This is a genomic window from Streptomyces sp. NPDC012835 (assembly GCF_042900885.1).
Classification (GTDB): Bacteria; Actinomycetota; Actinomycetes; order Streptomycetales; family Streptomycetaceae; genus Streptomyces.
In genome coordinates, this window is the sequence record NZ_JBIBBW010000003.1 from 936376 (window position 1) to 962307 (window position 25932).

A 25932-nucleotide genomic window follows, 5' to 3' on the forward strand; every position below is an offset into this window, starting at 1 on the left:
GTGGACACCCTGTGGGACAACATCGAGAAGCTCGCCGCCGTCTGCCGAGCGGCCGGCGCCCACCTGCCCGACGAGGAGCTCAAAGCCCTCCAGGTCGGCAAGGTCGCCGAGGAGGCCGGCGAGGCCATGCACGCCCTCCACGGCCTGAAGGGCCTCACCACCTGCGGCGACGACCACTCCTGGTCCGAGGTCCAGAACGACTTGGTCGGCTCCGTCATCGCGGCCCTCCTGGCCATGCATTACATCGACCCCACCGGCGCCCGCGCCACCTTCGATGAAATCCTCCACCGCCGGACGCGAAGGGGTCGCGAGGCCGCTGCTGTGGCCTGACAAGCTCCGGATCGGGCGTCAGCCGCGCCGACCAGGTGCGGCTGACGGCTGTGTACGGGAACGAACCACGCCGGGTACCTGACTGCGGTATAGAACGACTTCCCCTGCTTCATCAAGCCCAGACCGCGCTCCGCTCCACCGACCTTCGCTAGGACGGCGCCTCACCCGTATCTTGAAATCCAAGATACGGCTTCGTTTCCCAAAGAAAACTCCCCGCTGCAGCCTTGTAGTCGATCAACCTCTGCAGCGCCCCTCGACGCCACTCATCAAACGACACCTCTTGCAGATCGCCGAGACCTCCCACTCCCAAGATTGACGCCTGCCCTCGAAGAACACTCTGGCCACAGATGCAAATCTCACTGTCGAGCCCTCACGCCTACTCTCCAGTAACTTTCTCTTCTTACCAGTCCACACAGCATGACCCCACTAGCATGCGCTCATGAGCAACCGCACCTGGCGTGGACACTGGTGGGATCCCAATTACCCCGAAAATAGCTTTCCTGGCACTCTTCACTGCGATGAAAGTGGAGATCTCAGGCTAGAGCTTATCGGCGGCTTCGACTTTTCCGTCCGGGAAATAGTCCCTGGCATCACAGGCTACCGCGTACACAGAGAAAACCGCGATATAGAGATCATGCACGGAGTGTCAGGAAATGAGCGTTTCACTCTGCTGAGCAGTAGCCCGACACACACTAGTGGCCCCGGCATATTTGATGGGAACATTGCAAAACAGGACTGGAGGCCCAATCGAGCCCTACGAGGAGTCCATCTAGAAAGCGTCAACTCCCCGATCTTCATACGTGCACACTTGCAACTAGAACGACTCATCCACTGGTCAGGCCAGACCGCGTTCAGTTTCACTATCGAAGATGACAAGGAAGGAAGCCGCAAGCGTCGACTAGAGAAGGTGCCGGTAGAGCCTTCCAATGTCGAGCATAAAGAAATGACAGTCTCTCTACGCATACTGGCAAATAATCTGCGATACGACGACCGCATCATCGTCAATGAGAGAGTCGCGGGTGGAAGAGAGTGGGCTGTCCTCACATGCACACCCAAAAGTCCAGCCGCCTGCATGGACTTTGATCAAATACAAAAGGATCTTCAGGATTTGCTCACCCTTTCCTCCTACAATCCCTGCGGCGCCCTGAGCAGGAGCCTCGTATACGAAGCAGGTGAAAGAGTAAGGGAGGTGGAAGTAATGGGGCGACAGATATACCGAACTCCCCCCTCCTCCCGTAAACCCTCAGGGGAAATGATACTTTCACTTTCAGACGTCAACTTCATTGACATTGTCCCAAAATGGCTGGACCTCAAGGATAGAGTGCGCACAGGATGCAATATTCTATTCGGCCTCAGATACATAGAGAAGGGCTACATAGGAACGCGACTATTGGGTGTCGCTACAGCAGCTGAAAGTATGCACTCAGCCCTCCGTTCGGCAACCTCTCCGATACCGAGGTCGGAGTACCGAAGGCTCAAGAAGAAGATACTTGAGGCGATCGCCGACGAGGATGAGGGCTTGATATCCTTTGTCAAAATGGGGTTGCGTAATAATCCCACCTACAACGAACGGATGCTAGAGCTGGCCTCAATCCCTGACAGCGCGTCGGTGGATCTCCTCCTAGGGGATAGGCAGGAGTGGGCTACCGCACTTCGGAGATCGAGAAATGACCTTGCACACGCCAACGAGCGCTCTTCGAATGGTGTCGAAACCTCGCAGGCATTCCACCTGATGGAGGTTACTTATGCCCTCCTTTGCCTAGTTCTACTGTCGGAACTTGGCGTAAGTCCGGAAGTACAGAGGCGAGCAGTCGAAGAAAACGCAAGGATCAGCTTCCTTAGCGGCGAGTACAGAAATGGCCTCATAACGTAGCGGAAGGTCGCGCTACGTATAGGTGCAACGCAGCATCTAGCCAAGCCGCAGCGTGCGGTGCGGTGCGGTGCGGTTGGCAGGGACTGACCTCGCGCGTGGCGATGTCCAGTCAACAGGCGAGGTTGAGCCAGCCCTCGCCAGTGGGCAAGGCGGTGATGTCGCCGTCCGGCTTGGCTCCGGGAGTCTCGTGGGATGTCGCGGCGGATCAGGTCCGGGGAGCTGCTTGGCCTTCAGGAGATGCGTCGGAAGGCGGCGTGGATGACGGTGTTCTGCACACCAGCGGCGCATTGACCTCATGCTTTAGACGGTTCTCTTGTTCGCGACCCTAACTATCAGAGGATCCCTCCGCCATCCTGGCCAACTGCCGCACTGACAGAAGATGTTGGAGAGTGCCCATGGCCGTGGCATGCTGCACTACTTGTAGAGGCTGAGATCAACGCTGAGCTCTTGTCAGCTCAGCGGGGGATGGGAGTGAAGTGGCGTTCAAACTCAAATCCGCTGACGCGGCCATGCCGGACGACCTGTATCGGATTCTTGCCCTGACGAACCATGGGCCAGAATTTGTGTGGGGACACCAACAGGACGTCCTTCGAGACTGGCACGAAAAGAAGTCAGGCATCGGATGTAGCAATTGAGCTGCCGACCGGGGCAGGCAAGACTCTCGTCGGAGGCTTGATCGGCGAGTACTGGCGACGCAAATATGGCGAACGTGTCGCCTATCTCTGTCCGACTCGACAATTGGCGCGGCAGACGGCAGCAAAGTTTGACGAGTACGGCATCCCGAACGTACTGCTCGTCAATCGCGTGAAAACATGGAATCCAGCGCACCAGGCGCGGTACGAGGCAGGGGAAGTCGTCGCCGTCAGCGTCTACAGCCATGTCTTCAACTCGAACCCGGCTATCGACAACGCTGGCATGCTCGTCCTGGACGACGCTCACGCGGCCGAGGGGTACGTGGCCAGTCCGTGGAGCCTCTCCATATCTCGCAAAACCGAGGAGAGTGCGTACCTCGACGTTCTCTCCGCGCTGAAGCCAGCGCTGGATCCGCTGGTCGACACTCGCCTGCGCGCTCCCGAGAGAGAAGGCATGTCGTCGTACGTGTACCTCGCCTCTCCGATCGGTGTCGCCGAGCAGTCCCTCCCTCTCGAACAAGCCGTCGCGGCAGCGGCCCACGGCTCGAAGCTGAGTACAGACGCCTTCCACGCCTGGAAACTCCTTCAGGGACGTCTTGACCGGTGCCTGATCTTCGTCTCGTACGGACAGATCCTCATTCGCCCGCTCATAGCGCCCACGGCGCAACACCATGCCTTCAACAGCCCCGCCCGCCGCGTATACATGAGCGCAACCCTCGGAGACGGCGGCGAGCTCGAACGCTCCTTCGGCCGACGCAAGATCGAACGCATTCCTGTCCCCAAGGGCTGGGAGAGCCGGGGCACTGGGCGACGCTTCTTCCTCTTCCCCGAACTGACCGACGACCTTGCAATATCACCCGAGCGTGTACCCGCCTTCGTCTCCAAGGTCGTCAGCAGCGCCGGACGAGCCGTCGTCCTCACCCCTGACACACGTACCGCCGAGACCTTCGCCAAAGAGTGCCTGCCCAAGGCGTTCCCCGTCGTGAAGGCCAACGACGTCGAAGACAACCTCACCACTTTCACCGCGATGGACGAAGCAGCCCTGCTCCTCACCAACCGCTACGACGGCATCGACCTCCCCGGCGACGACTGCCGACTCGTCGTGCTCGCGGGCCTGCCCGCCCGAGGAGACCTGCAAGAGCGCTTCCTGCACGAATCACTCGGCGCCCTAGAGGTCCTTCAAGAGCGAATCCGCGCGCGCATCGTGCAGGGCTCGGGCCGGGCAACCCGCAGCAACAAAGACTGGGCGGCCGTCATGGTGCTCGGCCGGTCCCTGACGTCATACCTGTCCGGCCCGGACGTCCAGACAGCGCTACATCCGGAAGTCCATGCCGAAGTCGAGTTCGGGCGGGCAAACAGCTTGGGCGCACCCTCAAGTGAGATGCTCGACAACCTTGCTGTATTCCGCAGGCATGAGCAGGACTGGGCAGCCGTCGACGCCCATATCGCTGCCCAGCGGGACCAATACACCCGTACCGTCGCCCCTAGCGCCCGTGAGCTGCATAACGCAGCCCGGCACGAGGTCGCGGTCTGGGAGGCGCTCTGGAACAACCAATGGGACTGGGCACTCACGGCCGTACAGCGTGTTCTCGACCAGCTCAAGGGCGAGCGAACGCCCCAGCGCTACGCCGCGCTGTGGAACTACCTCGGGTACAGCATCGCCGAGCGACTCGCACAACAAAGCGGGGACTCATCGCACCGCGACACCGGGGCCCGCTACTACCGCGAGCTCCAGCGAAAGGCGCAGACCAGCAGCTTTCTCGCTCACATCGCTTCACTCAGCGACCGAGCCCACGCGCCCGTCCCTAGCGACCTCGATCCTATCGATGAAGCCGCCATGCTCGCAGTCATCGCCCGTACCGAACTGCATCACCCTGACCGTTTCGAGCAGACCCTCACCGAAGCGCGGGCCGGCCTCGCAGGCAGCGAGTACCGCGCCTATGAAGCCGGACTCGTCCACCTCGGCACGTTCGCTGGCGCTTCGGAAAGCTACGGCAACGACGACGACGCCAACCCTGCATCGCCTGATGCTGTCTGGATCTTCGACGACGCCCGCTGGATCACCTGGGAGGCGAAGAGCGAGGCCACATCCACCGGCGAGATCGGCCCCGACAGTGTCCGCCAGGCCCAAGGACACCTCAGGTACACAGAGTCCGAGCGAAAAGCCTCTGCGCCCAGCGGCTCCATCGCGCTCCTCATATCCCCCAAACCAAAGATCATGGACGCCGCACGCATGCTCGCCAACGACCAGACCTACCTCGTACGCCCGTCTACGGTCCTGGAGGTCTTGGACCGCCTCATACGGTCGTGGCGGACTGCCCGAGCACGCACGATCACCGTACTGGGCACCACCGAACTCGCCGACATCTTCCGTGGCGAGCAAGCACTGCCATCACAATGGCTGCCTCTCCTTGAATCGACCCCCATCGGCGAACACCTGTAGGTGGCGATCGTCGGTGAGCTGAGGCCGCCGTACGACGGTTCAGGCTCCGGCGACTCGATGTCGCCGGAGTTGATCATCAGGCTGCTTAGACCTCAGCGACCGTGCCCCATCCATGCCCTTCAGAGCGGACAACAGCGGTCAAGAGCAGTGCCCAGAGACCACGCAAGCCTCGACCGCCCCAGGCAAACATGCAGGTCAGAGCCGCTAGAGCCGTTCAAGAACCGTTGATTCCCAAGCTCAGAGCGCGAGTTCGATTCTCGTCACCCGCTCCACGACGAAGGCCCTGGTCGGAGACCAGGGCCTTTCTTGTCGTCTAGATCCCTCGCGGGGTGGCGTGCCTTCCGCGTGCCCTAAGTGCCCGATGAACGCATGGAATCGGGGAGCCCAAGCCTCAATTTCAGCAGTACGCCAGCGAGTCGTCTCGAATCATGAGATGCACTTCATACGGCCTGCACCATTCGCCAGTGGCAACACCGATGCCGCGCAGCAGGGACGCCGTCGGTACCTACCGCCGACGATTGAATCGGCAGCTCACTATGCGGGAATGCCAGAAGCCCGCCCGGGACATCCACGGCAGACGGGCGGCCCGCCAGGTGGGCAGAGCGGCTTCGATTGCCTGACTCCCTAGTCCGTGTCGGGGCGGCCTGGGAGGCAAACGTGTGGTGACGGTGCCGATGGGGGCAATGAGGAAGCTCTCGGAGTTCCAGCGCACGTCACCCGTCATGTTGAGCGGCAGGCCCCGTCAGAAAGACGGGGGCCTTCAGGGTGCGCGTCGAGGTCTGCCTGTGGCTGGCTGGCGCCGAAGCGGACTGCGACGGCGTTGCCCTTACCGGTGTCTCGCTGCTCTCACCGGGCCCGTTGCCCAGCGCCAGCAACACGAGGATCAGCAGGATGAACGGCCCAGCGACCCCGGCAGGCCATGCCCTTCGGGAGCTGCCGGGGCCCTCGGGCAGCCCGAGGGCCGCGTTGAGCTCACTCCCGCCAGGCGCGGGGAACGGGGGCGGGTCGCCAGCTACCGTCACGGCGAGTGGGGCTCATCCCCGCAGGCGCGGGGAGCGGTACGGCCACCGTCGCCATGAAGGAAGACGCCCCGGGCTCATCCCCGCAGGCGCGGGGAGCGGTGACGATACGATCCATGCGGATCGCCTCCCTGGGGCTCATCCCCGCAGGCGCGGGGAGCGGGCTCACGCCCCTTGTGGGAGCTGCTCCGGTCCGGGCTCATCCCCGCAGGCGCGGGGAGCGGGTCGTCGGGTCGTCCTTCTCGATGCGGACGTTGGGCTCATCCCCGCAGGCGCGGGGAGCGGCAGCGATTCGCCGCCAGCGGGTTCAGCAGGGCGGGCTCATCCCCGCAGGCGCGGGGAGCGGGGGGGGTGATCGGGCGGGGGGTACCGGGTCTCCGGGCTCATCCCCGCAGGCGCGGGGAGCGGGCTCCGTGAGCTGCACTTTTATCAAGGGGCAACGCTTGTTTCAGCAAGGATGAGAGAAAAGGGCATACGGGGCAAAAACGGGGATGCTATTTGGCAGAGATGCCCCCACACCACAGGCTACGCGTTCACACCTCGGCGTCTCAGGTGAGGGCGCCACGGGAACCGCCCCACGGATGGCCCGGCAAGGTCGCGCTTCCTTGCTTCTCGTCGAGACTGAGCCGCGAGCGAGCGGAAGAGTTCCACCCCTTCGCGAGAGCACACCGCTCTGTGGCCCCGCGCTCGAAGCCGCCGCACGCCGTACCGGCCCGGGACAGCCGAGCCGGTCGTCGTAGTTGCTCCCCGCAGCCCAGCCCCATCCCAGCCCTTCCGGGCGGTACACGAGGGTCAGAGGCGGTCAGTCCAACCGGCTCCAGCGCAGCTCCAAGGCCCAAGTAATGGCTGGTCAGAGCGGTGCGGCACTCCTGGGCGCCGCTGATTCCCAAGCTCAGAGCGCGAGTTCCATTCTCGTCACCCGCTCCATGTCGAACCTCCAGGTCAATGACCCGGAGGTTGTTTGGTGTCGGGCGCCACTCGGCCTCGCGGGCCCACGTTCCTCGTCCGGTGCAAGGTGCGTGCAGCCCTCCGTCCGTCGCTGCGTCCTTCGGTTGGCGTTGGCCGGGGCCGTCGTTGATTCTCCGGGGTCGGTGGCCGGATTCCTGGGGTGTTTCCTGCGGTCTTGTGTCCGAGCTCGCGGCAGGGCCAGGGGAAGAGGGGACCGGATCGCCGGAGTTCGTAGCGCTGTCCCGGGCAGGAGAACCCCCCACCCGGCGCCTCGACGGGTGCCGGGTGCCGCTCCGTACCGTTCGTCGGGGCTCACAGCGGTCGCCACGGGCAACCGCCGGGCGTCGGCCAGGAGCACATCCGCACAGGGGGTTCGCCGGTCAGTCGTCCGACGTATCCCCGGCGATCAAGCGCCGGGTGATTCCCGCGCTTGGAGCGCGAGTTCGATCGATTCTGTCACCCGCTCCACACCAAAGCCCCGGCGTCAGTCGGACGAGAGGTGGTCCATGATGCTCTCGTACAGCGTGGTGTTCGACAGGATCATGAAACCGGCGAGGGCGAAGAGCCAGGCCGTGTTCTCCTGGGCTCCGTCCCTGAGCCAGCGGTCGATCCTGCGCAGTGGCGAGTGGACAAGGCGTCCGGAGATGAGACGCGCCACGGTGACGAGCGCCGCGGGCACGACCATCACCACGCAGTAGACCGCCAGGACGCCGGCCTGGGACGGCCACCCCAGGCCGCTGCTGCTCAGGGTGCCGATCGCCGCCAGGTACGGGAACATCGTGGCCACTTCGAGGAGCACGGCCAGCAGGGCCACCGTCGTCAGCCCGCGTACCGTGGCGGACCGGCCGACCGCCTGCTCCCGCCAGCGGGAGAGCCGGCCGGAGCCGGGCTTCTCGGTGCGCACCATTCCGTACCAGAGGGCGAGGAGGATCAGGGCCACACCGGCCACGGCCATCGCCTTGTCACCGACCGGTGATTCCAGCGCGGAGCGCAGATCGTCACGTACCGCCGCGAGCGTGCTCAGCAGCAGCAGGCCGAGCAGCAGATAGCCGACCGTGATGAGGACGAGATAGCCGAACACACGGCCGATCCGCAGCCCCGACGGCATGAGCAGGAACCAGACGGGGATGGCGATGGTGGACACGCCGAGCGCGTCGAGTAGGGCCAGTGGCAGGACCTCGACCAGTACGTCGCCCATCACCGGACTCCGGGGAGCCAGTTGTCGCGGCGGCCCTCCGCGAAGGCGACGGCCGTGAGCACCCCGGCGCTGCCGGTCCTCAGGTCGCTGGAAAGCTTGTAGTTACGGGTGCCCGGGTAGCGCAACCGGCCCTCGCGCGGGCGGATCTCGTGCAGACCGAGCTGGTCCATGTGGCGATCGATGAACAACCGGGCGGGCTGTTCGTGTCCCTCACCGGCGAGGGAGGCCAGGCCCGCGATGAATCCCGACCGGCCGCGGAAGAGTCCGCTCTGGACCATCAGCTCGGGGCCGTTCGCGCGCATCAGGTCGGGGATCGCGGCGCCGGTGGGAGACCAGCCCTCGTGCCGGGCGAACTCCGAGAGGGCCAGCGCCGTACCGAGTGAACCGACCTCGACGTAGCCGAGGCTCCGGCGTTCGGCGTCGTTGAACTGGAGGGAGCCGTCGGCGCACCGGACATACCCGGTCAGCTCGAACTCGATGAGTTCGCGGGCCAGGTCCACGGCTGCCGCGTCGTCCATGAGCAACCCGTAACGATGGACGGCGAGGCCGATGCCCGCGACACCGTGCAGGAGCCCGAAATGGGCGACGTCGGGGGTCTCTGTGTTCTTGAGCCGGGTCAGGAACAGCCGGGCGCGGTCGACGAGGTCCGCGCCGAGCTTCTCGGCCACGGCCGTCGTGAGGAGCGGGTCAGGACCGGCCGACATCTCGGCGGCGGCCAGGAAGACGCCCCCGAGGCCGCTGAACACACTGAGGCCGGCGCTGTCGTCCACCTTCGCCATGGCGGCGTCCACCAGCCACTGCGCATGTTCCGGGTGACCGAACCGCCAGAGGGTGTATCCAGCGCCCAGTTCGCTGTCGTACAGGCCGCATTCGAGCCGGACGGCGGCGGACTCCCGGCCGCGCACGGCCATCCAGTCGATCACCTGTTCCACCAGGTGCGGGGCTTCGACGCCGCGCGTGCCGAGCAGTGACCACAGCACACCGGAGGCCCCCGTGGCCAGACACACCGGGGACAGCGAGAATCCCGAGAAGTCGTTCTGGAAAAGCCGGTCCGCGCGCTCCGGAGTCAGGTCGTCCACGAGTCCGGCCACGACCTGGGCGGCCCACTCGTCGAAGCCGAGCGCGTCGTCGAGATGGCTGGACGCCGTACGCGGGGCGACGGGAGCCGCCGGCACGTCACCGGCAGCGGCGCCGCGCGGAGCGCAGAGCCGTGCCACCCGCTCGGCCCACTCGGCCGGCAGGCCGTAGCGCTCCACACTGGTGCGCAGGAGCTGCGGGAGCTTCGTGGCGTCCATCCGTACGAGATGGGTGAGCGGCAGGTAGCAGGACAACTCCAGCATGCCGAGGGCGTACTCGTCCGCCGCCCGCCCGGTGCGGGTGTAGTCGTTGAAGCCGGGAGCACCGGGGAAGGGACGCGTGGCGTCCTCCTTGATGCACGCCTCCAGGTCGATGAACCTGACGTCGAGTTCCGGCGTCACGATGACGTTCCCGGGATGTACGTCCCCGAAAACGTAACCCCGCTCCCACAGAGCCGAGAGGAAGCCGCGGACCTGCGTGAGGATCGAGTCGATCTGCTCGCGGTACTCCGTGATGTCGTCCGTGGTGGGCGGCCGGAACGGGTCGGGGCGCAGCAGATAGGGCTGTTTGGCCGCGCACCACTCCAGGAGCGTGGTACCCCGTACGTACTCCATCACGATGAAGTGGTGACCCTGCCAGGTGAACTTCTCGTGGGCCGCGGGCACGGCAGGCAGATCGGCGAACCTGCGCAGCGCCTCGTACTCCTGCTCGGCGCGCCGGACCGAGTCGCCGCCGATCAGGTCGTAGCCGGCCAGGGGGCGCGCCTCTTTCAGCACGACCTGGCGGTCGGTGTCCGTATGCGTCGCGAGGTACACGCCGCCGCTGTTGGAGAAGTGCAGCGACTTGTCGATCCGGTACGGGGGCACGGGGCCCGCGGCCTCGGCGGGCGGCGGGGCGAAGGCGTCGGGCACGGTGACGAACGACGGCGCGCGGAAGGGAACGGACCTGCGGTCCGGGACGAGGCGCCCCTCCGGGTCCTCCAGCGCGAAGGTGACCTTGCCGTCGGCGTTGCGGCAGTACCGGCGGGTGTAGGCCCCGTACCGGACGTGGACGACGCCGTTGTCGATGCGCAGGTCGGACAGGACGCGCGGCCCCTGCCACGTCTTCAGCAGCTCGGCCAGCTCAGCGGCGAGGGTGAGCGACTGCCGCTCGTCGGCCGGATAGAGGACGATGCCCTTGCCGCTGACCGGGCGCGGCGCGTACTTGGCGTTGACCAGCCAGGCGTACTCGTGGCGCGCGAGGAACTTGAAGGCCACGCCTCGTTCGAAGCAGAACGTGGAGACGATGTCGACCAACGGCGCGAATGTCTCGGGTGTCACCGCGACATGGATCTTCCAGCCCTGGCCGCGCACGGGGTCACGGCCGGGGGTGCAGACAGTCCAGATCCCGTGCTGGGCGCAGTGCCATCCCTCGGCGTGGGAGACGGCCGTCAGGCCGAGGCGTATGCGGTCGAACCGCGGGTCCTGTCTGTCCGCCTTCCAGCGCCCGATGTCGTCGTACGAGTCGGAGTCGGCGAAGGTGTAGAAGAAGTAGTCCATGTGCCCGGCCTCTTGTTGAGCGTTGCTGTCGGAGCGCCCCGTACACCGGCAGGTGTCAGGCGTGTGCGGTCTCCCGCGGACTCGCCGTGCCGTCCGGGGTGCCGACCGCCGTCTCGAACACCGCCATCACGTCCCACAGCGGGGCGGTCACCTCGGTCTCGGCTCCGGTCGAACGGCTCTTCCCCTTATGGGGATTGACCAGGTGGCAGTTCGGCATGCGGTCGAGTCCGCGGAGCATGTCGATGACGAGCGGGTTGTCCGCGACCCCGGGCGGAAAGGTGGGAGCGAGGACAACGGGCGCTGCCGTGCCGAGGGCCGCGAGATGGAAGGGGGAGGCGCCGGAGGCGGCGGCGAGTGCCGAGGTGAAGGCGACGGATGCCGGGAACACGATGATGCCGTCGTAGTCGGCCGCTATGCGGGTGTGGAGGGGCTCCACCCCTCCCGCGACGTCCCAGGTGTTGCGGACCACCGGCGAACCGGTGAGGGCGGCCAGGGCCGACGTGCTCACGAAGTTCCGTGCGGCGTCGGTGACTCCGACCGTCACGTGGTAGTGAGGGCGGTTGGTCGACAGCCAGTTGAGCCAGAAGGGAAGGTGCGCCGTGGACAGCGTGCCTGTGGCCACGAGGAACAGATTCGCCTGCCTCTCCCGGGCCGTTTCGCTTTTGTCGAACTCCGGCATTGCTGGGTGTGCTCCTCTTCCCTCGGTTTCCCTCGGTCGAAATCGCCCACGCACCGATTCAGTCCCGGTAGCGGTCGCGATCCTGGTCTCGATCCCGGTCACCGTCCCGGTACCGGTCGCGGTCACGGTCATCCTCCCGATACCGGTCACGGTCATCCTCCCGGTACCGGTCTCGATCCCGGTCACCGTCCCGGTACCGGTCGCGGTCACCCTCCCGGTACCGGTCACGGTCCCGGTCATCGTCCCGGTAGCGGTCCCGATCGCGGTCCCTGTCACGATCCCGCGAGGAGCGAATTCCGAAGTCCTCGCGCAACTCCTCCATCAGACCCTTCGGCTTGCGGCGGCGCGTACTCTCCAGCAGTTCGATTCCGCCCAGAACCAACAGGATCAGACCGAGCGGACGGCCTTTGAACCACCCGAATTCGAGATCCGCAAAGAAAATGGCGAGTACCGCACCCGCAACAATTGCCGCCAGTCCGAAAACCCGCTTCATGTTCATCCACTCCCCTGGAATACGCTGTACGACAGAGCTCTCAACTCGGCCCCACGGTACGCCACATGGCGGGCTCGCCGCCATAATCGGACGTCTGCATTGTGGACGTCAGGCTGAAAACCGACTGCCGGAGGAGTCCGATGTCCTCGGAGACCAGGAAATGGCCACCCGGCAGGATCCGCACCTCGACATCGCGTCCGAGTTCCGGCCAGCTGTGCACGGCCTCGGTGGAGACCAACGGATCCCGATCACCGGCAAAGACACGAACCGGCATGGCCAACGGGTCGCTCTGCGGCCGGAATCGGTACGCGGCGCACAAACGTGCGTCCTCGCGGAGCCGACCGAGATAGGGTGTGACCCACTCGGGATGCTCGACGACCCACTCGGGGACGCTGCCGATTTCATGAAGATGCCGCACGAGTTCCCGGTCGTCTCCATAGCCTTCTGTGAAATCTCGCCATGGCATGTGCGGTGCACCGAAGCTGGCAATGGCCAGCGCCTTCGGCGGCACATCACCGCATTCGTCGAAATGACGGGTGAGCAGATACGCGAGCAACCCTCCCATGCTCTTCCCGAAGAGGACGAAGTCATCGCCACCGACCTGTTTCCGCACCAGGTCCGCAAGGATGGGTACGAGTTCCTCAAGTCTTCCGGGCCGCGCTCTCCCGCTCTCCCGCCATTCCGCCGGCAAGGAGATGGGGACAACCTCGATTCCGGGCGACGCGTACCGCTGCCAGGGGCGGAAGATCGACGCGCTTCCCCCGGCATGGTGCAGGCACACCAGCTTTGTCATCGCACGTCGCTCCCGTCCTTCATCAGTTTCGACACGTGTTCGGTCAGCGCCTCGACCGTCGGGTGATCGAATACGGCCGACTGACCGAGGCGGCACTTGAGGGCCCGCTGAAGGTTGCGTCTGAGTTCGATGGCCGTCAGCGAGTCCAGCCCTCGGGCGAAGACGTCCAGGCTGTCCGTCGCCTGTCCCGCCCTCTCACCGAGCACCCTGCCCACCTGCTCCCGGACGTGGGACAGCAGCAGCTCCCCGCGCGCGTCCTCGGGGAGCGCGTCCAGCGTGTCCCGCAAACCCCCGCTCTCGGCCGGCGGCTGAGCCGCGCCGGGCATGGTGGCCAGGAAACCGCGCAGCGCGGGGGTGTTCCGGTCCGCGAAGCGTTTCCAGTCCGTGGGCAGCACGGCGACGACCCCGTCGTCGGGCCGCGCGGTGAGCAGCTCCCGCAGAGCGGCGAGTCCGCCCGCGACCGGAATGACGCCTTCTCCCCTGGCCTCCAGTTTCGCGTTCACCCCGGCCCGAGCGCTCATGCCCCTGTCGGCCCATGAGCCCCACTGGACGGAGAGGGCGGGCAACCCGAGTCCGTGGCGGAAGGAGGCGAGGCCGTCGAGGAAGGCGTTGGCCGCCGCGTAGGTCGTCTGCCCCGGCGTGCCGAGCAGCGCCGAGACCGAGGAGAACATGACGAAGAAGTCCAACTGCTCGCCGAGGGTGAGCGTGTGCAGGTTCCACGCGCCGCGCGCCTTGGGGGCCATCACACGGGAGAGCCTCCCCGGCGACTGCAACAGCAGCACTCCGTCGTCGAGCGCCCCGGCCAGGTGCAGCACACCTGCCAGCGGCGGATGTTCCGGATCGTCTGCCGTCTCCGCCAGGGCCCGGGAGAGCTCGTCCAGGTCGGCGACGTCGGCCGTCACCACTCGGACCGCGCAGCCCGCCGCCCGCAGTGCGTCGATCTCCCGCAGGGCCGTGACGCCCGGTGGAGTACGGCCCAGGAGGACAAGGTGACGGGCTCCGGCCTCGCTCAGCATCCGGGCCGCCGACAGACCCAGCCCGCCGAAGCCGCCGGTGATCAGATAGGCGGCGCCGGGACGGAGCCCCGCCCCCGCTTTCGGCGGTGGCACGGCGGTGGCGCGGGCGAGCGTCTCGACATGCCTGACGTGGCCGTCGTAGCCGATGCGGTAGTGCTCCGGCTGCTCCTTCGACGCGCACGCCTGGACCAGCTCGGCGTACAGCAGGGCGGCCTGGACATCGGTTGCGGCGGTGGGATCGAGGTCCACCAGGAGGAGGGGTACGTCGGGCTGCTCGGCCGCCATCGCCCTGCCCAGCCCCCATGTCCCCGCCCCGGCGGGGGCGGTGACGCCCCGGCCGCCCACCGGCCGGGCACCCCGGGTGGCAAGGCAGAGCCGCGGCACGCCGCCGGCCCGTGTCGCCGGCCTCTGGGCGAGCCGGAGCAGCGCGGCGGCCTCGGACACGGCATCCGCCGCGGGGTCTCCGGTCGCCACGGCGGGCGGGCACAGGACCACCAGGTCGTAGTCCCCGATGTCCCCGGTGGCCGCCGGGTCGTCGGCCACGACGTCGCAGTCCACGCCGTGCACCCGGGCGAAGTCGCCGAGGGCGGCGCCCAGCGGTTCCTCCGACAGGACGAGCCAGCGGCCTGCCGCCGCCGCCGGGGCCGGCGGCCCCGTACGGGTCCAGTGGGTCTCGTACAGCCAGTCCCGCCAAGGGTCGCGGGCCGGCGGGATCATCGTCTCGCGGGCCGCGCGCTTGAGCAGCACGCCTTCCATGGCGAGGATCAGCGTCCCGTCCGGGGCCCACAGGTCGATATCGGCGCGGAGGGTCTCGGGGTCCTCCTGGTCGGTGGGCCGGATCCGGGCGTGGCACCATGCCTCGTCGCCCGCGCCGCCGCTGCCGACCCTGATGCGGTCGGCGCCGAGCGGCACGTATGTCCGCCTGCCCAGCTTCTCGGGATAGGCGACGGTGAGGGCGAGGAAGCATGCCTCCAACAACACCGGGTGGATCCGGTGACGGTCCGTCTCCGCGCGTGCGCCGGGTCCCAGAACGATGTGCGACAGCGCCTCGGAGCCGTGGTGCCAGAGCCGGCGGGTCACCTGGAACAGGGGACCGAGGTCGATCTCTCTCTCCCGTTCACGCTGGTAGATCTCCTCCGGGGGCAGCGGATGGTCCTCGAAGGACTTCAGCAGCGCGTCCAGGGTGCCGGGCGGCGCGAGCGGCGCGGGGGCCGTCAGATCCGCGGGCGCGAGCGACCCCGAGGCGTGCAGCGTCCACTCGGCCCTCGGCGGCACGGTGCCGGAGTCGGTGCCGGAGTCGTTCGGCAGCAGGCTGGAGTGGACCTCGAAGAGGTACGCGCCGTCCTCGTCGGGCACCAGGACGACCTGCACGCGCCGCAGGGTGGTGTCGTCCTGGAACACCATGGCCCGGTGGATGTGGAAATCGCGCACCTGGGCGGGGACAGGACCAAAGACTTCGCCGGCCGCCGCGCAGGCGAGGTCCTGGTAGGCGACGCCGGGCATGACGACCGACCCGAACACCTGGTGGTCCCGCAGCCAGGACAGGGTGGGCACCCCGACCGTGGAGGTGAATCGCACACCGTCACCGCCCGCGAGGTCCAGCCGGGAGCCGAGGAACGCGGCAGAGTCCGGCCGGGCGGCTCCCGCGGCAGCTCCGTCCGGCGCGGGGGCGTCGATCCAGTGGCGCTCACGCTGCCACGGGTACGTGGGCAGGGTGACGCGGCGGACGTCCCGGCCGTCGAAGAGGGCGCCCCAGTCCGGAACGAGGCCCCCCACGTACAGCGCGCCCAGTGCCGTGAGCAGGTGGTCTCGACCGCCGCCGGCCCGCATGCTGGGGACGAGCGCGGCCTCGCCCTCGTCGAAGAGGTCCTCGACGAGCTGGAGCAGGGTCGGCTTGGGAGAAATCTCCAGCAGCCTGCGGGCGCCTGCGGCCCGCAGGGCCGTCGCCGCGTCGTGGAAGCGCACCGGCCGGGTGATCTGGTCGACCCAGTAGCGCCAGTCGGCGATCTCCGCGCCGATGAGCGCGCCGGTGACGGTGGAGATGATCTCGATGCGCGGCCGGTGGTAGCGCACCGATCGGGCGACCGCCTCGAACTCCGCGAGCATCGGCCGCATCAGCGGTGAGTGCGAGGCGATGGAGATGTCCAGCCGCCGGTGCCGCAGCCCGCGCCCGGCCAGTGCGGCGCAGGCGTCGGTGATCTCGTCGGCAGGGCCCGAGATCACCGTGGAGCGGGGACCGTTGACCACGGCGACGGAGCTGTTGGGGCCGATCAGCCCGGCCACCGTGACCTCGTCCGCCGCGACGGCGACCATGGCGCCCGACTCGGGCAGTGCCTGCATCAGCCGTCCGCGTGCCCGCACGAGGGTCAGGGCGTCCTCCAGGGAGAGAACACCGGCGAGGCAGGCCGCGGCGTACTCGCCGTGGCTGTGTCCGAGCAGCACGTCGGGCCGCACACCCCAGGACATCCACAGCTGCGCGAGCGCGTACTCGAAGGCGAACAGCGCGGGCTGCGCGTACCGCGTCTCACCGATCGGCGAAGCCTGTTCGTCCGCCGCGAACACCACGGACAGCAGGGGCTGTTCGATGTGGCCCTTCAGGAGTGCGTCGCACCGGTCCAGCGCTGCCCGGAAAACCGGCTCCCGGTCGTACAACTCGCGCCCCATGCCCGCGTACTGGGGGCCCTGGCCCGGAAAGAGGAAGGCGAGGCGGCCCGGCGGACTCGTCACTCCGCCGGGCGCCTCCCTCAACCGCGCCGCGGCGTCGGCGGGGGACACGACGACCGCGGCACGGCGGTAGGGGAAGTGGTGGCGACCGGTCGCGGCGGTGAAGCAGGCGTCCACGAAGGAGGAATCCCCGGGGGCCGCGTCCAGGTGGTCGGCGTAGCGGTGGGACAGCTCCGCGAGTGCCCGCTCGCTCCGCGCGCTCAGTACGAGGAGCTGCGCCTCCGGCGGCTCGGCGCGGCGTGCGGCGGCCTCGGTGTCCGGTGCCTGCTGGACGACCACATGCGCGTTGGTGCCACCGACACCGAGAGAGGTGACTCCTGCGGTGCGCGGGGAGCCACCGGTGTCCCAGCCGGTTGTCGCGGTGCTCACCCGGAACGGGGAGCGGGCGAAATCGATCTCGGGGTTGGGCTCGCGGTAGTGCAGGCTGGGCACGAGCACGCCGTCCCGCACACACAGGGCGGCCTTGATCAGGCCGGTCACACCGGCCGCCTCGTCCAGGTGCCCGATGTTGGTCTTGACCGAGCCGATGGCCGTGGCACCGCCGGTCGCGTCCTCGCCGAACACGCGCGCGAGAGAGGCCAGTTCGATGGGGTCACCGAGAGCCGTACCGGTGCCGTGGGCCTCGATGTAGCCCACCTCCGAGGGCGCGACTCCGGCGCGAGCGAGTGCGGTGCGGACGACATCGGCCTGTCCGTCGACGCTGGGCGCGGTGAAGCTGATCTTCTCGCTGCCGTCGTTGTTGACGGCGGACCCCTTGATGACGGCGATCACCTGGTCGCCGTCCGCCCGCGCGCGGTCCAGCCGCTTGAGGACGACGATTCCGCAGCCGTTGCCGAAGAGTGTGCCGGTGGCGTCGGCGTCGAAGGCCCGGGTACGGCCGTCGGCGGACATGATCATGCCCTCCTCGTGGAGGTAGCCGGCGTCCTGGGGCACGACGATGTGCACACCTCCGGCCAGCGCCATGTCGCTGTCGCCGTCGATCAGGCCGCGGCAGGCCAGATGGACCGCGACGAGTGAGGTCGAGCAGGCCGACTGCACACCCACACTCGGGCCGCGCAGGTTCAGGGCGTACGAGACGCGGGTGGCGAGGTAGTTCCCGTCGTTGCCGAGCTTCAGCTGGAACTGCTCCAGATCGGACTCGGTGAGAGCCTTCGGCCGCCCGTAACCGAAGTGTGGCGCCAGGTTGTTGAGGAGGTAGGTACTCATGCCGGCGCCCGCGAGAACGGCGACCCGGCCGGCCATGGCGTCACCCGGCGGGTAACCGGCGCTCTCCATCGCCTCCCAGGCGCACTCCAGGAACACGCGGTGCTGCGGGTCGAGGAGTTCCGCTTCCTTGCGGCTCAACCGGAAGAACTCGGCGTCGAACCGGTCGATGCCGGGCAGGACGGCGGCAGCGGAGACGAAGTCCGGACTTCCGGCGATGGAGCGGTCGCGCTGTCCGGCGCCGGATGTCGGGACGACGGATTCGACTCCGTGGCGGAGGTTGTGCCAGAACGTCTCCACGTCCGGCGCACCGGGGAAGCGGCCCGACATGCCGATGATGGCGATGTCCTCCGAGCGGCCGTCCGGCCGGCCCTGTCGGTCGCGTGGCCGGACGCGGGTCCGCCCGGCCTCCTCCGCGGACTCCCCGCTGTCCTCGGCGGTCTCCGTCCCGTGACCGGCGGGGCGGGCACGGTCGAGGTGTGCGGCGTGCGCGCGGATCGTGGGGTGCTGGATCAGATCCACCATCGGCACGTCGTGGCCGAACCGGCGGACCAGCTCGCGCCGCACCTGGACCAGGAGCAGCGAGGTGCCGCCGAGGTCGAAGAACCGGTCGTCGACGGAGACCTGCGGCAGTCGCAGAACCTTCCGCCACACCTCGGCCATCACCTGCTCGGTGGCGCTCCGGGCGTGGACGACCTCGGCCGGGGCGAGCCGCTCGAACGTCTCGGGCGGCCTCAGCCGGGCGCGGTCGGTCTTGCCGCTCGCGGTCAACGGCATCTCGGGGAGCAGACAGTACGCCTCGGGCAGCATCAGCCGGGGGAGCTTCGGCCGGAGGAAGCTGTCCAGCAGGCGCGGGGCACCGGCGGTGTCCAGCGCCGGAGTGGGCACGATGTGGGCGACGAGCCAGGTGTGGCCGTCGATCTCGTGGGCGAGCACCGCCGCCTCGTGGACGCCGGGGTGTGCCAGGAGGAGCGTCTCGATCTCTCCCGCCTCGATCCGTACCCCGTGGACCTTGACCTGCGTGTCGATCCTGCCGTGCAGCTCGATCACGCCCTCCCGCCCGACGCTGGCCAGGTCGCCCGTTCGGTAGAGCCTGCCGTCTCCGGACGGGTCGTCCGGGAATCTGCGGGCCGTCAGCTCGGGCAGGCCGAGATAGCCGGGGGACACACCGGCGCCCAGCACGCAGAGTTCACCCTTCTCGCCCGCGGGCACCTCGCCGAGGTCTTCGTCGAGGATCCGGACCCGTACGCCGTCGATCGGCCGCCCGATGGGCACGACAGCGGGCCAGGTGCCGGGGTCGCCCTCCAGGGTGTGGGACGTGGCGTCCTGGAACTCCGTCGCGCCGTAGTGGTTGTGCAGCCGGGCTCCGGTGCGCCGGAACAGGTCCCGGATGTGCGGGGTCGTCCGCAGGCGCTGGCCGGTGGTCACGACCTCGCGCAGCGGCGGGAGTTCGGCGCTCTCCTCGGCGGCCTGGGCCACCTGGTCGAGCAGGGGGACCGGCAGGAACAGCCGCTCCACGCCCTCCTGGACCAGGTGGGCGACGAGCGCGAACGGGTTGCGCCGCACGTCGTCGTCAGCGAACACCAGGGTGCCGCCGAATCCGAGAGTGGAGAAGATCTCGTGGAACGAGAAGTCGAAACTGAGCGCGCACACCTGAGCGGTCCGCATCCGGCAGCTTCCCGGTCGCGCCCGGTCGTGCCAGCTCAGCAGGTTCACCAGAGCGCCGTGCGTCATCGGCGCGCCCTTGGGAGTTCCGGTGGAGCCGGAGGTGAAGAGGGCGTACGCGATGTCCCGGGGGGTGAGTTCGGGGGTGTCCGGTCCGACGGGCGCCGCCGCGCGCGGGGGCTCTCCAGCCGGTCGGCAGTCCTCGTCGAGCTGGAGCGTCCGCACAGACAGACCGTCGGGCAGCGGCTCGTCGCCGGTGATCACCAGGGCGACGTCCGCCGTGCCGATCACGTGCCGGACCCGTTCCACGGGGTCGCCGAGGTCGATCGGCACGTACGCGGCGCCGGCCCGCATGACGCCCAGCATGGCCGCCACGGCCCGGGGCGTGCGCGCCAGGCGGATTCCGACGAAGCCGCCCCGCCCGACGCCGGCCCGGCGCAGGGCGTCGGCCACCCGCCGCGTCATGGCGTCCAGTTCCCGGTAGGTCACCTGCCGGGTGCCGTCCACCATGGCGACGGTGTCGGCCGCCGGTCCGTCGCCATGGCGGATGACCAGCTCGTGGACGGTGGCCCGGGGGGGTGCGGAGGCGGAGTCGGGCATCAGACGACCGGAGTGTAGGAAAGGGAGGGGAAGTAGTCCTCGCACGTGCCGTCCCTGCGGATGTCCCAGGTGGCGCAGTGCAGGGAGCCCCCGTACTCGAAGACATCACGGAACGGGACGGTGAGCACCTCGTAGCCCAGCGATTCCAGCAGGTCCCGGAGCGGCTTCTCCTGCTCCTCGCAGATGACCTTGTCCGGGGAGAGGCTGAGGACGTTCATGGACAGCCACTTGGAGGACTGGCAGTACGGCGGCATGTCGTCGTTGGTGAGCACCGGCTCCGGCGCGTCGACGAGCCGCCAGCCGTTGTCGGTGAACATCCGCCGCTCGGAATCGCGGATGGGCCGGTCGGGGTTGGTCAGGATGAGCCCCGGGCGCAGCGGTACGAAGGTGCAGTCGATGTGGGACGGGAAGTAGTCGAGGGGGAAGTGCACGGGGTGCACTCGGAATCCCTTGGGCTCCAGGGTCCGCTTGAGCCAGCGGATCCCGGCCCGGTTGGTGGTCATCGATTCCTGGACGAGGATGTCCCGGCCGAAGCGGCTCATGTCGGCCGCGTCGAAGAGGACTTGGTCCTGGGTGACGCAGAACTCGGACTCGTGCATGCGGGCGTGGCGTTCCTCGATGGGCCACTCCCAGAATTCCTGCCGGTACATGGAGTCGGCCATCGTCGGCTTGGGCGCCACGGTCCAGCCGACCCGCGGGTCCTTCTCCCAGTACCCGTACACCAGCTTCCGGTAGGGCTCGTACTCGAAGTAGCGGGCCCGGCGCGACATGGTGGCCTCGACGATCTCGTTCCCCAGCGTGATCATCACGTCGCGCGGGCACACCGCGCAGTACTGGTTCTCGACCTCGAAAGCGGGGGTGCGCAGCGGCTGGGAGAAGTCGTACGGCTCGGGGCGCCGGACGATCACGCCCTGTGCGGTGAGCAGGTTCGCCAGGCCCTCCAACTGCTCGTTGGCGCGTTCCACGAGCTCGGGGGGCTTGGGCCCGGTGGGAAAGGGCACATCACCCTGGCCGCGCACCTGGGGGCGGCTGCCCGGCTCGGTGGGCTCGAAGCAGGCTCCCGCGGCGGAACCGACCACCATCTCCCGCAGGTTGTCCCACTCGTTCCACGCGTTCACCACGGGGGTGGTTTCGTTGCTCTTGATCACCTGGGTAGTCCTTCTCATCCGCGGATAGTCAACAGTCGGTGGCCGGCCCGGCCCGCTGTCAGCGCCCGGAGCCGGGAGACGTAGACCGATTTCGACGGACCGACGAGGTCCACGGCGCCGACGGAGTCGATGGCGCACAGCCCGTCGACGAGCCGCGGCAGACTGGCCGTGTCGAACCACTGCTCGGTGAGCATGTGCCGGTACGCCTCCGGGGTGTCGTCCACCCGTGCGCCGGTGCGCGGGTCGACGACGGCCGCCGTGGCCGGACGGAATTCGGTCTCGGCGAGGATGCCCGCGAACCCGTCTCTCTCCGGCAGCGCCCACGGGCAGTGCTCGGCCCGGTCGATCCGGTCGAGTACCGCGGCGCCGTACGGGGCGAGACGGCGGGTGAGGGCTTCGGTGTCACTGCCCCGGAAGCTGACGGCGATCAGCCCGTCGCCGAGGTCGACCGAGAGCCACGGCGGGTCGTCCCACTCCGCCATCAGCTCCAGGAGCCGCTCGGCGTCGCCCCGCGACGACGGCAGGAGGGCGAGCGTGATGCCGTTGGGGCGGGCCCGCTTCGCCGCGATCTGGCTCTCGTTGATGTCATGGATCAGCCGGAAGCAGCTCTCCTCGCTGATCACTCCGGCGGCGAGCAGGCTGGGGAGGCAGCCGGCGCTCATGCCTCCGAACGCGGTCCACCGGGACTGCTCGGCCGATGTGCGGCGCAGCAGCGCCACCGCGAGCAGGGCCTCGTGCGTGGTCGACGACAGGCCGGCGTGCCCCTCCGTCACGTCGAGGCGTGCGGGGTCGAACCCGCAGACGGCGCCGGCCAGTTCGAGCAGTGCGTCGCGTACGTCCAGCACCGCGGCCAGCTCGCTCCGGGTGAGTGGCACCAGCCCCGGGAAGACGAGCGCGCGATCACTCGGCACGGGCGATACCGCCGGTTTCCGGTTCGATGGCGCAGTCCGGGTCCAGCTGAATCGACTTCACGACGAAGGCCGCCGGTTCGAGGACGATGTGCGTGTCCAGTCGCAGGCCCTCGATGTAGCTCAGTATCCCGCGCCAGTCGAGGACGGTGGTGTACTGCTCGACCGCCAGCCGTCGGACGGCCTCGGCGCTCGTATACGGGCGGGCGTCGTGACTGATCAGAGGGATGTCGAGGTTGCGGCACGGGTCGTTGAAGCGCCACTCGTCGGCGAAGGTCTTGCGGACTCCTTCCATCAGGTCACAGTGCCCGGGGTAGCTGAAGGGGATGGGCCTGTACAGGGCGCCGGCCTTCATCAGGGCCGGCTTCATGACGTCCAGGTCCGAGATCCGGCAGGCGGCCAGGAACTGGTTGCTGGAGACGTAGCCGGACAGGTGCAGGAGATGGTCGACGCCTTGGGCGCGCAGCTCCCTGAACACGACTTCGTGGTCGCCGTTGTAGAAGAAGACGCTGACGTAGTCGGTGCCCTCGAACACGTCGATCTCGATGGAGGACATGGTGTGCGACATCCGCACCATGTCCTCAAGGGACACCCAGCCGACGGCGGCGGCGGCGCTGATGAAGCCGAGGCTCATGCCGGTCACGGCCACCGGCTGCACATCGCGGCGGCGGAGGTCCTGCTGGTATCCGACGACACCCATCAGGTTGATGAGCGGGCGGCGGAAGCGCGCGTCGTTCAGCTGGTCCTCGTCGCCTTCGCGGAGCACGTGCCTGAAGTCGATCGCCAGCGTGTCGCTGGCCAGGTCGAGCACGAGCTGCATGGACTTGGACTCCAGGCAGCGCTGCCTTATGTCGGCGTCCAGATAGACCTGCGAGGGGAAGATGTAGACGCCGGTGGCAGTCACAGCGAGGCCCCTTCGTCGACGGTGACGACCTCACCGTTCATGGCGGCGAAATCCGGTCCGGTGATCCGGCGGATGACCGCGGCCACCTTTTCCGGCGGCATCAGCCGCTCCTCGAAGTCGGGGCCCATCACGTCGGCGAACACGTCGAGGGGGACGGAGTTCAGCAGTTTGGTGTCACGGATCGGCCCGGGAGAGACCGTGTTGAAACGCACGCCGAGCCGCGCCCACTCGCGGGCGAAGCCGCGCGTCATCATCTCGATGGCGGCTTTGCTCGTGATGTAGCCGATCGCGCCGGTGATGTAGCGCCTGGTGAGGATCGAGGAGACGTTCACGACGCTGCCGCCGCCCGTGGAGGCCAGGGTCTGCGCACAGATCGCGTTGATCTGGTACGTGCCGAAGACGTTGGCGTCGATGACGGACTTGAAGGCGGCGGCGTTGGAGATCGTCGCCACGGCGGCCTCGTTGGTGACGGCGCAGTTCACCACCGCGTCGCAGGGGCTGACTTCGAGGAGCAGGTCGCGGATGCGCGAGCCGCCGGTGTCCGTGTTGGGCAGTGACAGCTGACGGATCTCCGGAGTGCCGCCGGCCTCCCGGACGGCCGCGGCCGTCTTCTCGGCCTCGTCCCTCCGGCCGTGGTAGGTGATGAAGACCTTCTGCGCCAGGGGGGCGAACTGCCGTGCCACCTCCTGGCCCAGGCCGCTCGTACCGCCGATCACCAGGACGTTGCGGTACTGCGTCGCCTGTTCCTCATCCATGGTTCGTCCTCTCCGGATTCTCTGGATCAGCTGTCGCGCGCCGCACCAGGCTGTCGGCGAGCATCCGTGCGCGGTCCCTGTCGAGTCGCCGCCCCACACGCGGCTGGTAGTGCGGATAGGGGCGGCGGTACTCCTCGCGGGTGAGGGAGGACTTCACCGCCGGGACCGTGCCGTCGGACGTCTGGAAGTAGTCCTCGCAAATCGCTTCGAGGGACAGCCCGTCCGCCAGCGCGAGCTGGAGGGTGCTGTCGTTGTGGAGGCCGGTGGTGAACTCGACGCGGCGGCAGTTCAGTACCTCGAAGAGGTAGTCGACGAGGAGCATCGCCGCTTCGATGCCGATGCCCGTGCCCCACAACCGCTCGTCGCCCGTGGCGCCGCCGACCTCGTACACGCCCTCGCCCAGCGGCCAGAAGTGCGCGACCCCGACGAGGGTGCCCTGCCGGTCGTGGATCAGCGCGGCCCGGCGGTCGTCACCTTCCAGACCCCGGTACTGGGAACGGCGCACCAGCTGACTGGACGTGCCCCGCAGCAGCGTTTCGCACTCGGTGCCGCTCAGCCACTTCGCCACTGTCTCCAGGGAGTCCGCCGAGAACGGAACGAGTTCGCACAGAAGCCCCTTCACAGGTGCGCCTAAGCGGTCTGGAGCTGGTCGTGGACGCTTCGCAGCGAGCTGACGTCCTCGACCCTGAGGTCGTAGACCTTGTCGCCGAAGACCGGCAGGAGCGCGGAGGCGAATCTGAGGGTGTCCATCGACTCCAGGCCGTACTGACTGTCGCGGCCGAAGATCACGGTGTCGTCCCCGGGGACCTGACCACCCGAGCGCTCACCGAAGAGAGTGAGGAAGATGTCGCGCAGTTCATCCATGGTTGTCACGCTTCCATTCGTATGTCGTTGGGCAGCCGGAAGCAGAGGGAACCCCAGAGGAAGCCGGCTCCGATGGCTCCCAGCACGATGACGTCGCCGGCCGCGGCCCGGCCGCTCTCGGCGAGGCACGACAGCGCCGTCAGCGGTGACGCGCCCCCGGTGTTGCCCAGTGTGTCCACCGTGACGGCGACCTTGGCCATGTCCACTCCGGCGGAGCGGGCGATGTGCTCGACGAGTCGCAGATTGGCCTGGTGCAGGGCGAAACCCGCGACGTCCCCGACCTCGACCCCGGCCGCGTCGAGAACCGCGGCGAGCGACTTGGGGACCCTGGTGGTGGCTTCCTGCCACACCGTGGGTCCGTGCATGGTGAGGTAGGGCCCCACCGCCGGCGTCTCGTCGGGGTCCCGGCCGTTCAGCAAAGCGAAGCCGGCCAGGGCGACTTGCGGCGACGGTGTGTTCCCCAGGTCGTAGCTGAGGAGACCGTCGGATCCGGGGGTCTTGGTGAGTACGGTGGCACCCGCCGCGTCCCCGAAGAAGATGCGCACCTGGCGGTCCGCCGGATCGGTGACCCGCGAGGGGCCCTCGGCGCACACCACGAGGGCGTTCTGGAGGCCGGGTTCCTGGAGCAGGCAGGACGCGGTGTAGGCGGCGTAGACGACCGAGGCGCAGGCGTGCTGAGTGATGTCGATGATGCGCGGGGTCTCGATGCCGAGGCGGTCGGCGAGTGTGACGCCGAGGGACGGCATCACCCAGTCCGGGCTGCTGCACGTGACGACGAGGACATCGATGTCCCGCATGCTCAGGCCGGACAGCCGCACGGCCTTGCGCGCACTCTCGACGGCGAGGTCCGTGATGCTCTGCCCGTCGGAGAGAAAGCGACGTTCCCGGATGCCGGTCTTGCGCTCGATCCACGCGGGTGACGTGTTCAGCGTCTCGCAGAGCTCTTCGTTCGTAACGACTCGCTCCGGCAAGGCGATGCCCACGCTGAGCGGGCTTATCGGGGTGAGTTGCCATCTGGGCACGCGGCCTCCTCCGGGGTGGAACGGGTCGGTTACGGACGGATGCGACAGGCGGGCCGACCGCTGCGCGGGGTACGCGCAGCGACCGGCCCGCCCGCGAGTC

At 68.0% G+C, this 25932-nt stretch carries 16 protein-coding genes and 1 CRISPR repeat array; of the genes, 3 read left to right on the forward strand and 13 right to left on the reverse strand.

Translation table 11 applies throughout. The features are described from left to right. The 3 genes from ACFY6S_RS17430 to ACFY6S_RS17440 all read left to right on the forward strand — a co-directional run bounded on the left by ACFY6S_RS17430 (window position 1) and on the right by ACFY6S_RS17440 (window position 5278). On the forward strand, window positions 1-330 hold the full coding sequence (locus ACFY6S_RS17430; protein ID WP_388817362.1) for a MazG-like family protein: 330 nt from the start codon (window positions 1-3) through the stop codon (window positions 328-330). Window positions 331-769: 439 nt separating this feature from the next. After that, window positions 770-2203 carry a HEPN domain-containing protein gene (locus ACFY6S_RS17435; protein ID WP_388817365.1) on the forward strand — a complete coding sequence of 478 codons (1434 nt, stop codon included), beginning with the start codon at window positions 770-772 and terminating at the stop codon, window positions 2201-2203. A 549-nt stretch (window positions 2204-2752) separates the two neighbouring features. Beyond that, window positions 2753-5278, forward strand: coding sequence for a DEAD/DEAH box helicase (locus ACFY6S_RS17440; protein WP_388817368.1), 2526 nt, complete (start codon window positions 2753-2755; stop codon window positions 5276-5278). 969 nt (window positions 5279-6247) lie between these two features. After that, a CRISPR array of direct repeats spans window positions 6248-6705; the repeat unit is 29 nt; unit sequence GGGCTCATCCCCGCAGGCGCGGGGAGCGG. Between the two features lie 1024 nt (window positions 6706-7729). On the opposite strand, the gene ACFY6S_RS17445 is transcribed toward ACFY6S_RS17440, so the two are convergent. The 13 genes from ACFY6S_RS17445 to ACFY6S_RS17505 all read right to left on the reverse strand — a co-directional run bounded on the left by ACFY6S_RS17445 (window position 7730) and on the right by ACFY6S_RS17505 (window position 25832). Beyond that, window positions 7730-8443: a GAP family protein gene (locus ACFY6S_RS17445; RefSeq protein ID WP_388817371.1), complete on the reverse strand. Its 714-nt coding sequence runs from the start codon at window positions 8441-8443 to the stop codon at window positions 7730-7732. Beyond that, on the reverse strand, window positions 8443-11058 hold the full coding sequence (gene lanKC, locus ACFY6S_RS17450; protein WP_388817374.1) for a class III lanthionine synthetase LanKC: 2616 nt from the start codon (window positions 11056-11058) through the stop codon (window positions 8443-8445). Before lanKC ends, ACFY6S_RS17445 begins: the two co-directional genes overlap by 1 nt. Before the next feature lie 55 nt (window positions 11059-11113). Beyond that, on the reverse strand, window positions 11114-11680 hold the full coding sequence (locus ACFY6S_RS17455) for a flavoprotein (protein WP_388817377.1): 567 nt from the start codon (window positions 11678-11680) through the stop codon (window positions 11114-11116). Between the two features lie 115 nt (window positions 11681-11795). After that, window positions 11796-12236: a hypothetical protein gene (locus ACFY6S_RS17460; protein ID WP_388817380.1), complete on the reverse strand. Its 441-nt coding sequence runs from the start codon at window positions 12234-12236 to the stop codon at window positions 11796-11798. Window positions 12237-12270: 34 nt separating this feature from the next. Further along, complete coding sequence (locus ACFY6S_RS17465) at window positions 12271-13023, reverse strand: thioesterase II family protein (protein WP_388817383.1); 753 nt, start codon at window positions 13021-13023, stop codon at window positions 12271-12273. Then, on the reverse strand, window positions 13020-20231 hold the full coding sequence (locus ACFY6S_RS17470; protein ID WP_388817386.1) for an amino acid adenylation domain-containing protein: 7212 nt from the start codon (window positions 20229-20231) through the stop codon (window positions 13020-13022). Before ACFY6S_RS17470 ends, ACFY6S_RS17465 begins: the two co-directional genes overlap by 4 nt. After that, entirely contained in the window at window positions 20231-21397 is a 1167-nt protein-coding gene (locus ACFY6S_RS17475; protein ID WP_388817390.1) for a glycine amidinotransferase, read from the reverse strand. The genes ACFY6S_RS17470 and ACFY6S_RS17475 overlap by 1 nt, the downstream gene beginning before the upstream one ends. Further along, a complete protein-coding gene (locus tag ACFY6S_RS17480; protein ID WP_388817393.1) occupies window positions 21394-22290 on the reverse strand; it encodes a hypothetical protein in 897 nt (298 codons plus the stop codon). The genes ACFY6S_RS17475 and ACFY6S_RS17480 overlap by 4 nt, the downstream gene beginning before the upstream one ends. Next, on the reverse strand, window positions 22280-23191 hold the full coding sequence (locus tag ACFY6S_RS17485) for an ACP S-malonyltransferase (protein WP_388817396.1): 912 nt from the start codon (window positions 23189-23191) through the stop codon (window positions 22280-22282). The genes ACFY6S_RS17480 and ACFY6S_RS17485 overlap by 11 nt, the downstream gene beginning before the upstream one ends. After that, on the reverse strand, window positions 23188-23946 hold the full coding sequence (locus ACFY6S_RS17490; RefSeq protein ID WP_388817399.1) for an SDR family NAD(P)-dependent oxidoreductase: 759 nt from the start codon (window positions 23944-23946) through the stop codon (window positions 23188-23190). Before ACFY6S_RS17490 ends, ACFY6S_RS17485 begins: the two co-directional genes overlap by 4 nt. Then, on the reverse strand, window positions 23939-24568 hold the full coding sequence (locus ACFY6S_RS17495; RefSeq protein ID WP_388817402.1) for a GNAT family N-acetyltransferase: 630 nt from the start codon (window positions 24566-24568) through the stop codon (window positions 23939-23941). The genes ACFY6S_RS17490 and ACFY6S_RS17495 overlap by 8 nt, the downstream gene beginning before the upstream one ends. A gap of 8 nt (window positions 24569-24576) precedes the next feature. Then, the gene (locus tag ACFY6S_RS17500) at window positions 24577-24819 is read right to left on the reverse strand and encodes a hypothetical protein (protein WP_388817405.1); all 243 of its coding nucleotides are present in this window, start codon (window positions 24817-24819) and stop codon (window positions 24577-24579) included. After that, on the reverse strand, window positions 24816-25832 hold the full coding sequence (locus tag ACFY6S_RS17505; protein ID WP_388817408.1) for a 3-oxoacyl-ACP synthase III family protein: 1017 nt from the start codon (window positions 25830-25832) through the stop codon (window positions 24816-24818). The genes ACFY6S_RS17500 and ACFY6S_RS17505 overlap by 4 nt, the downstream gene beginning before the upstream one ends. Between the last annotated feature and the right edge of the window lie 100 nt (window positions 25833-25932).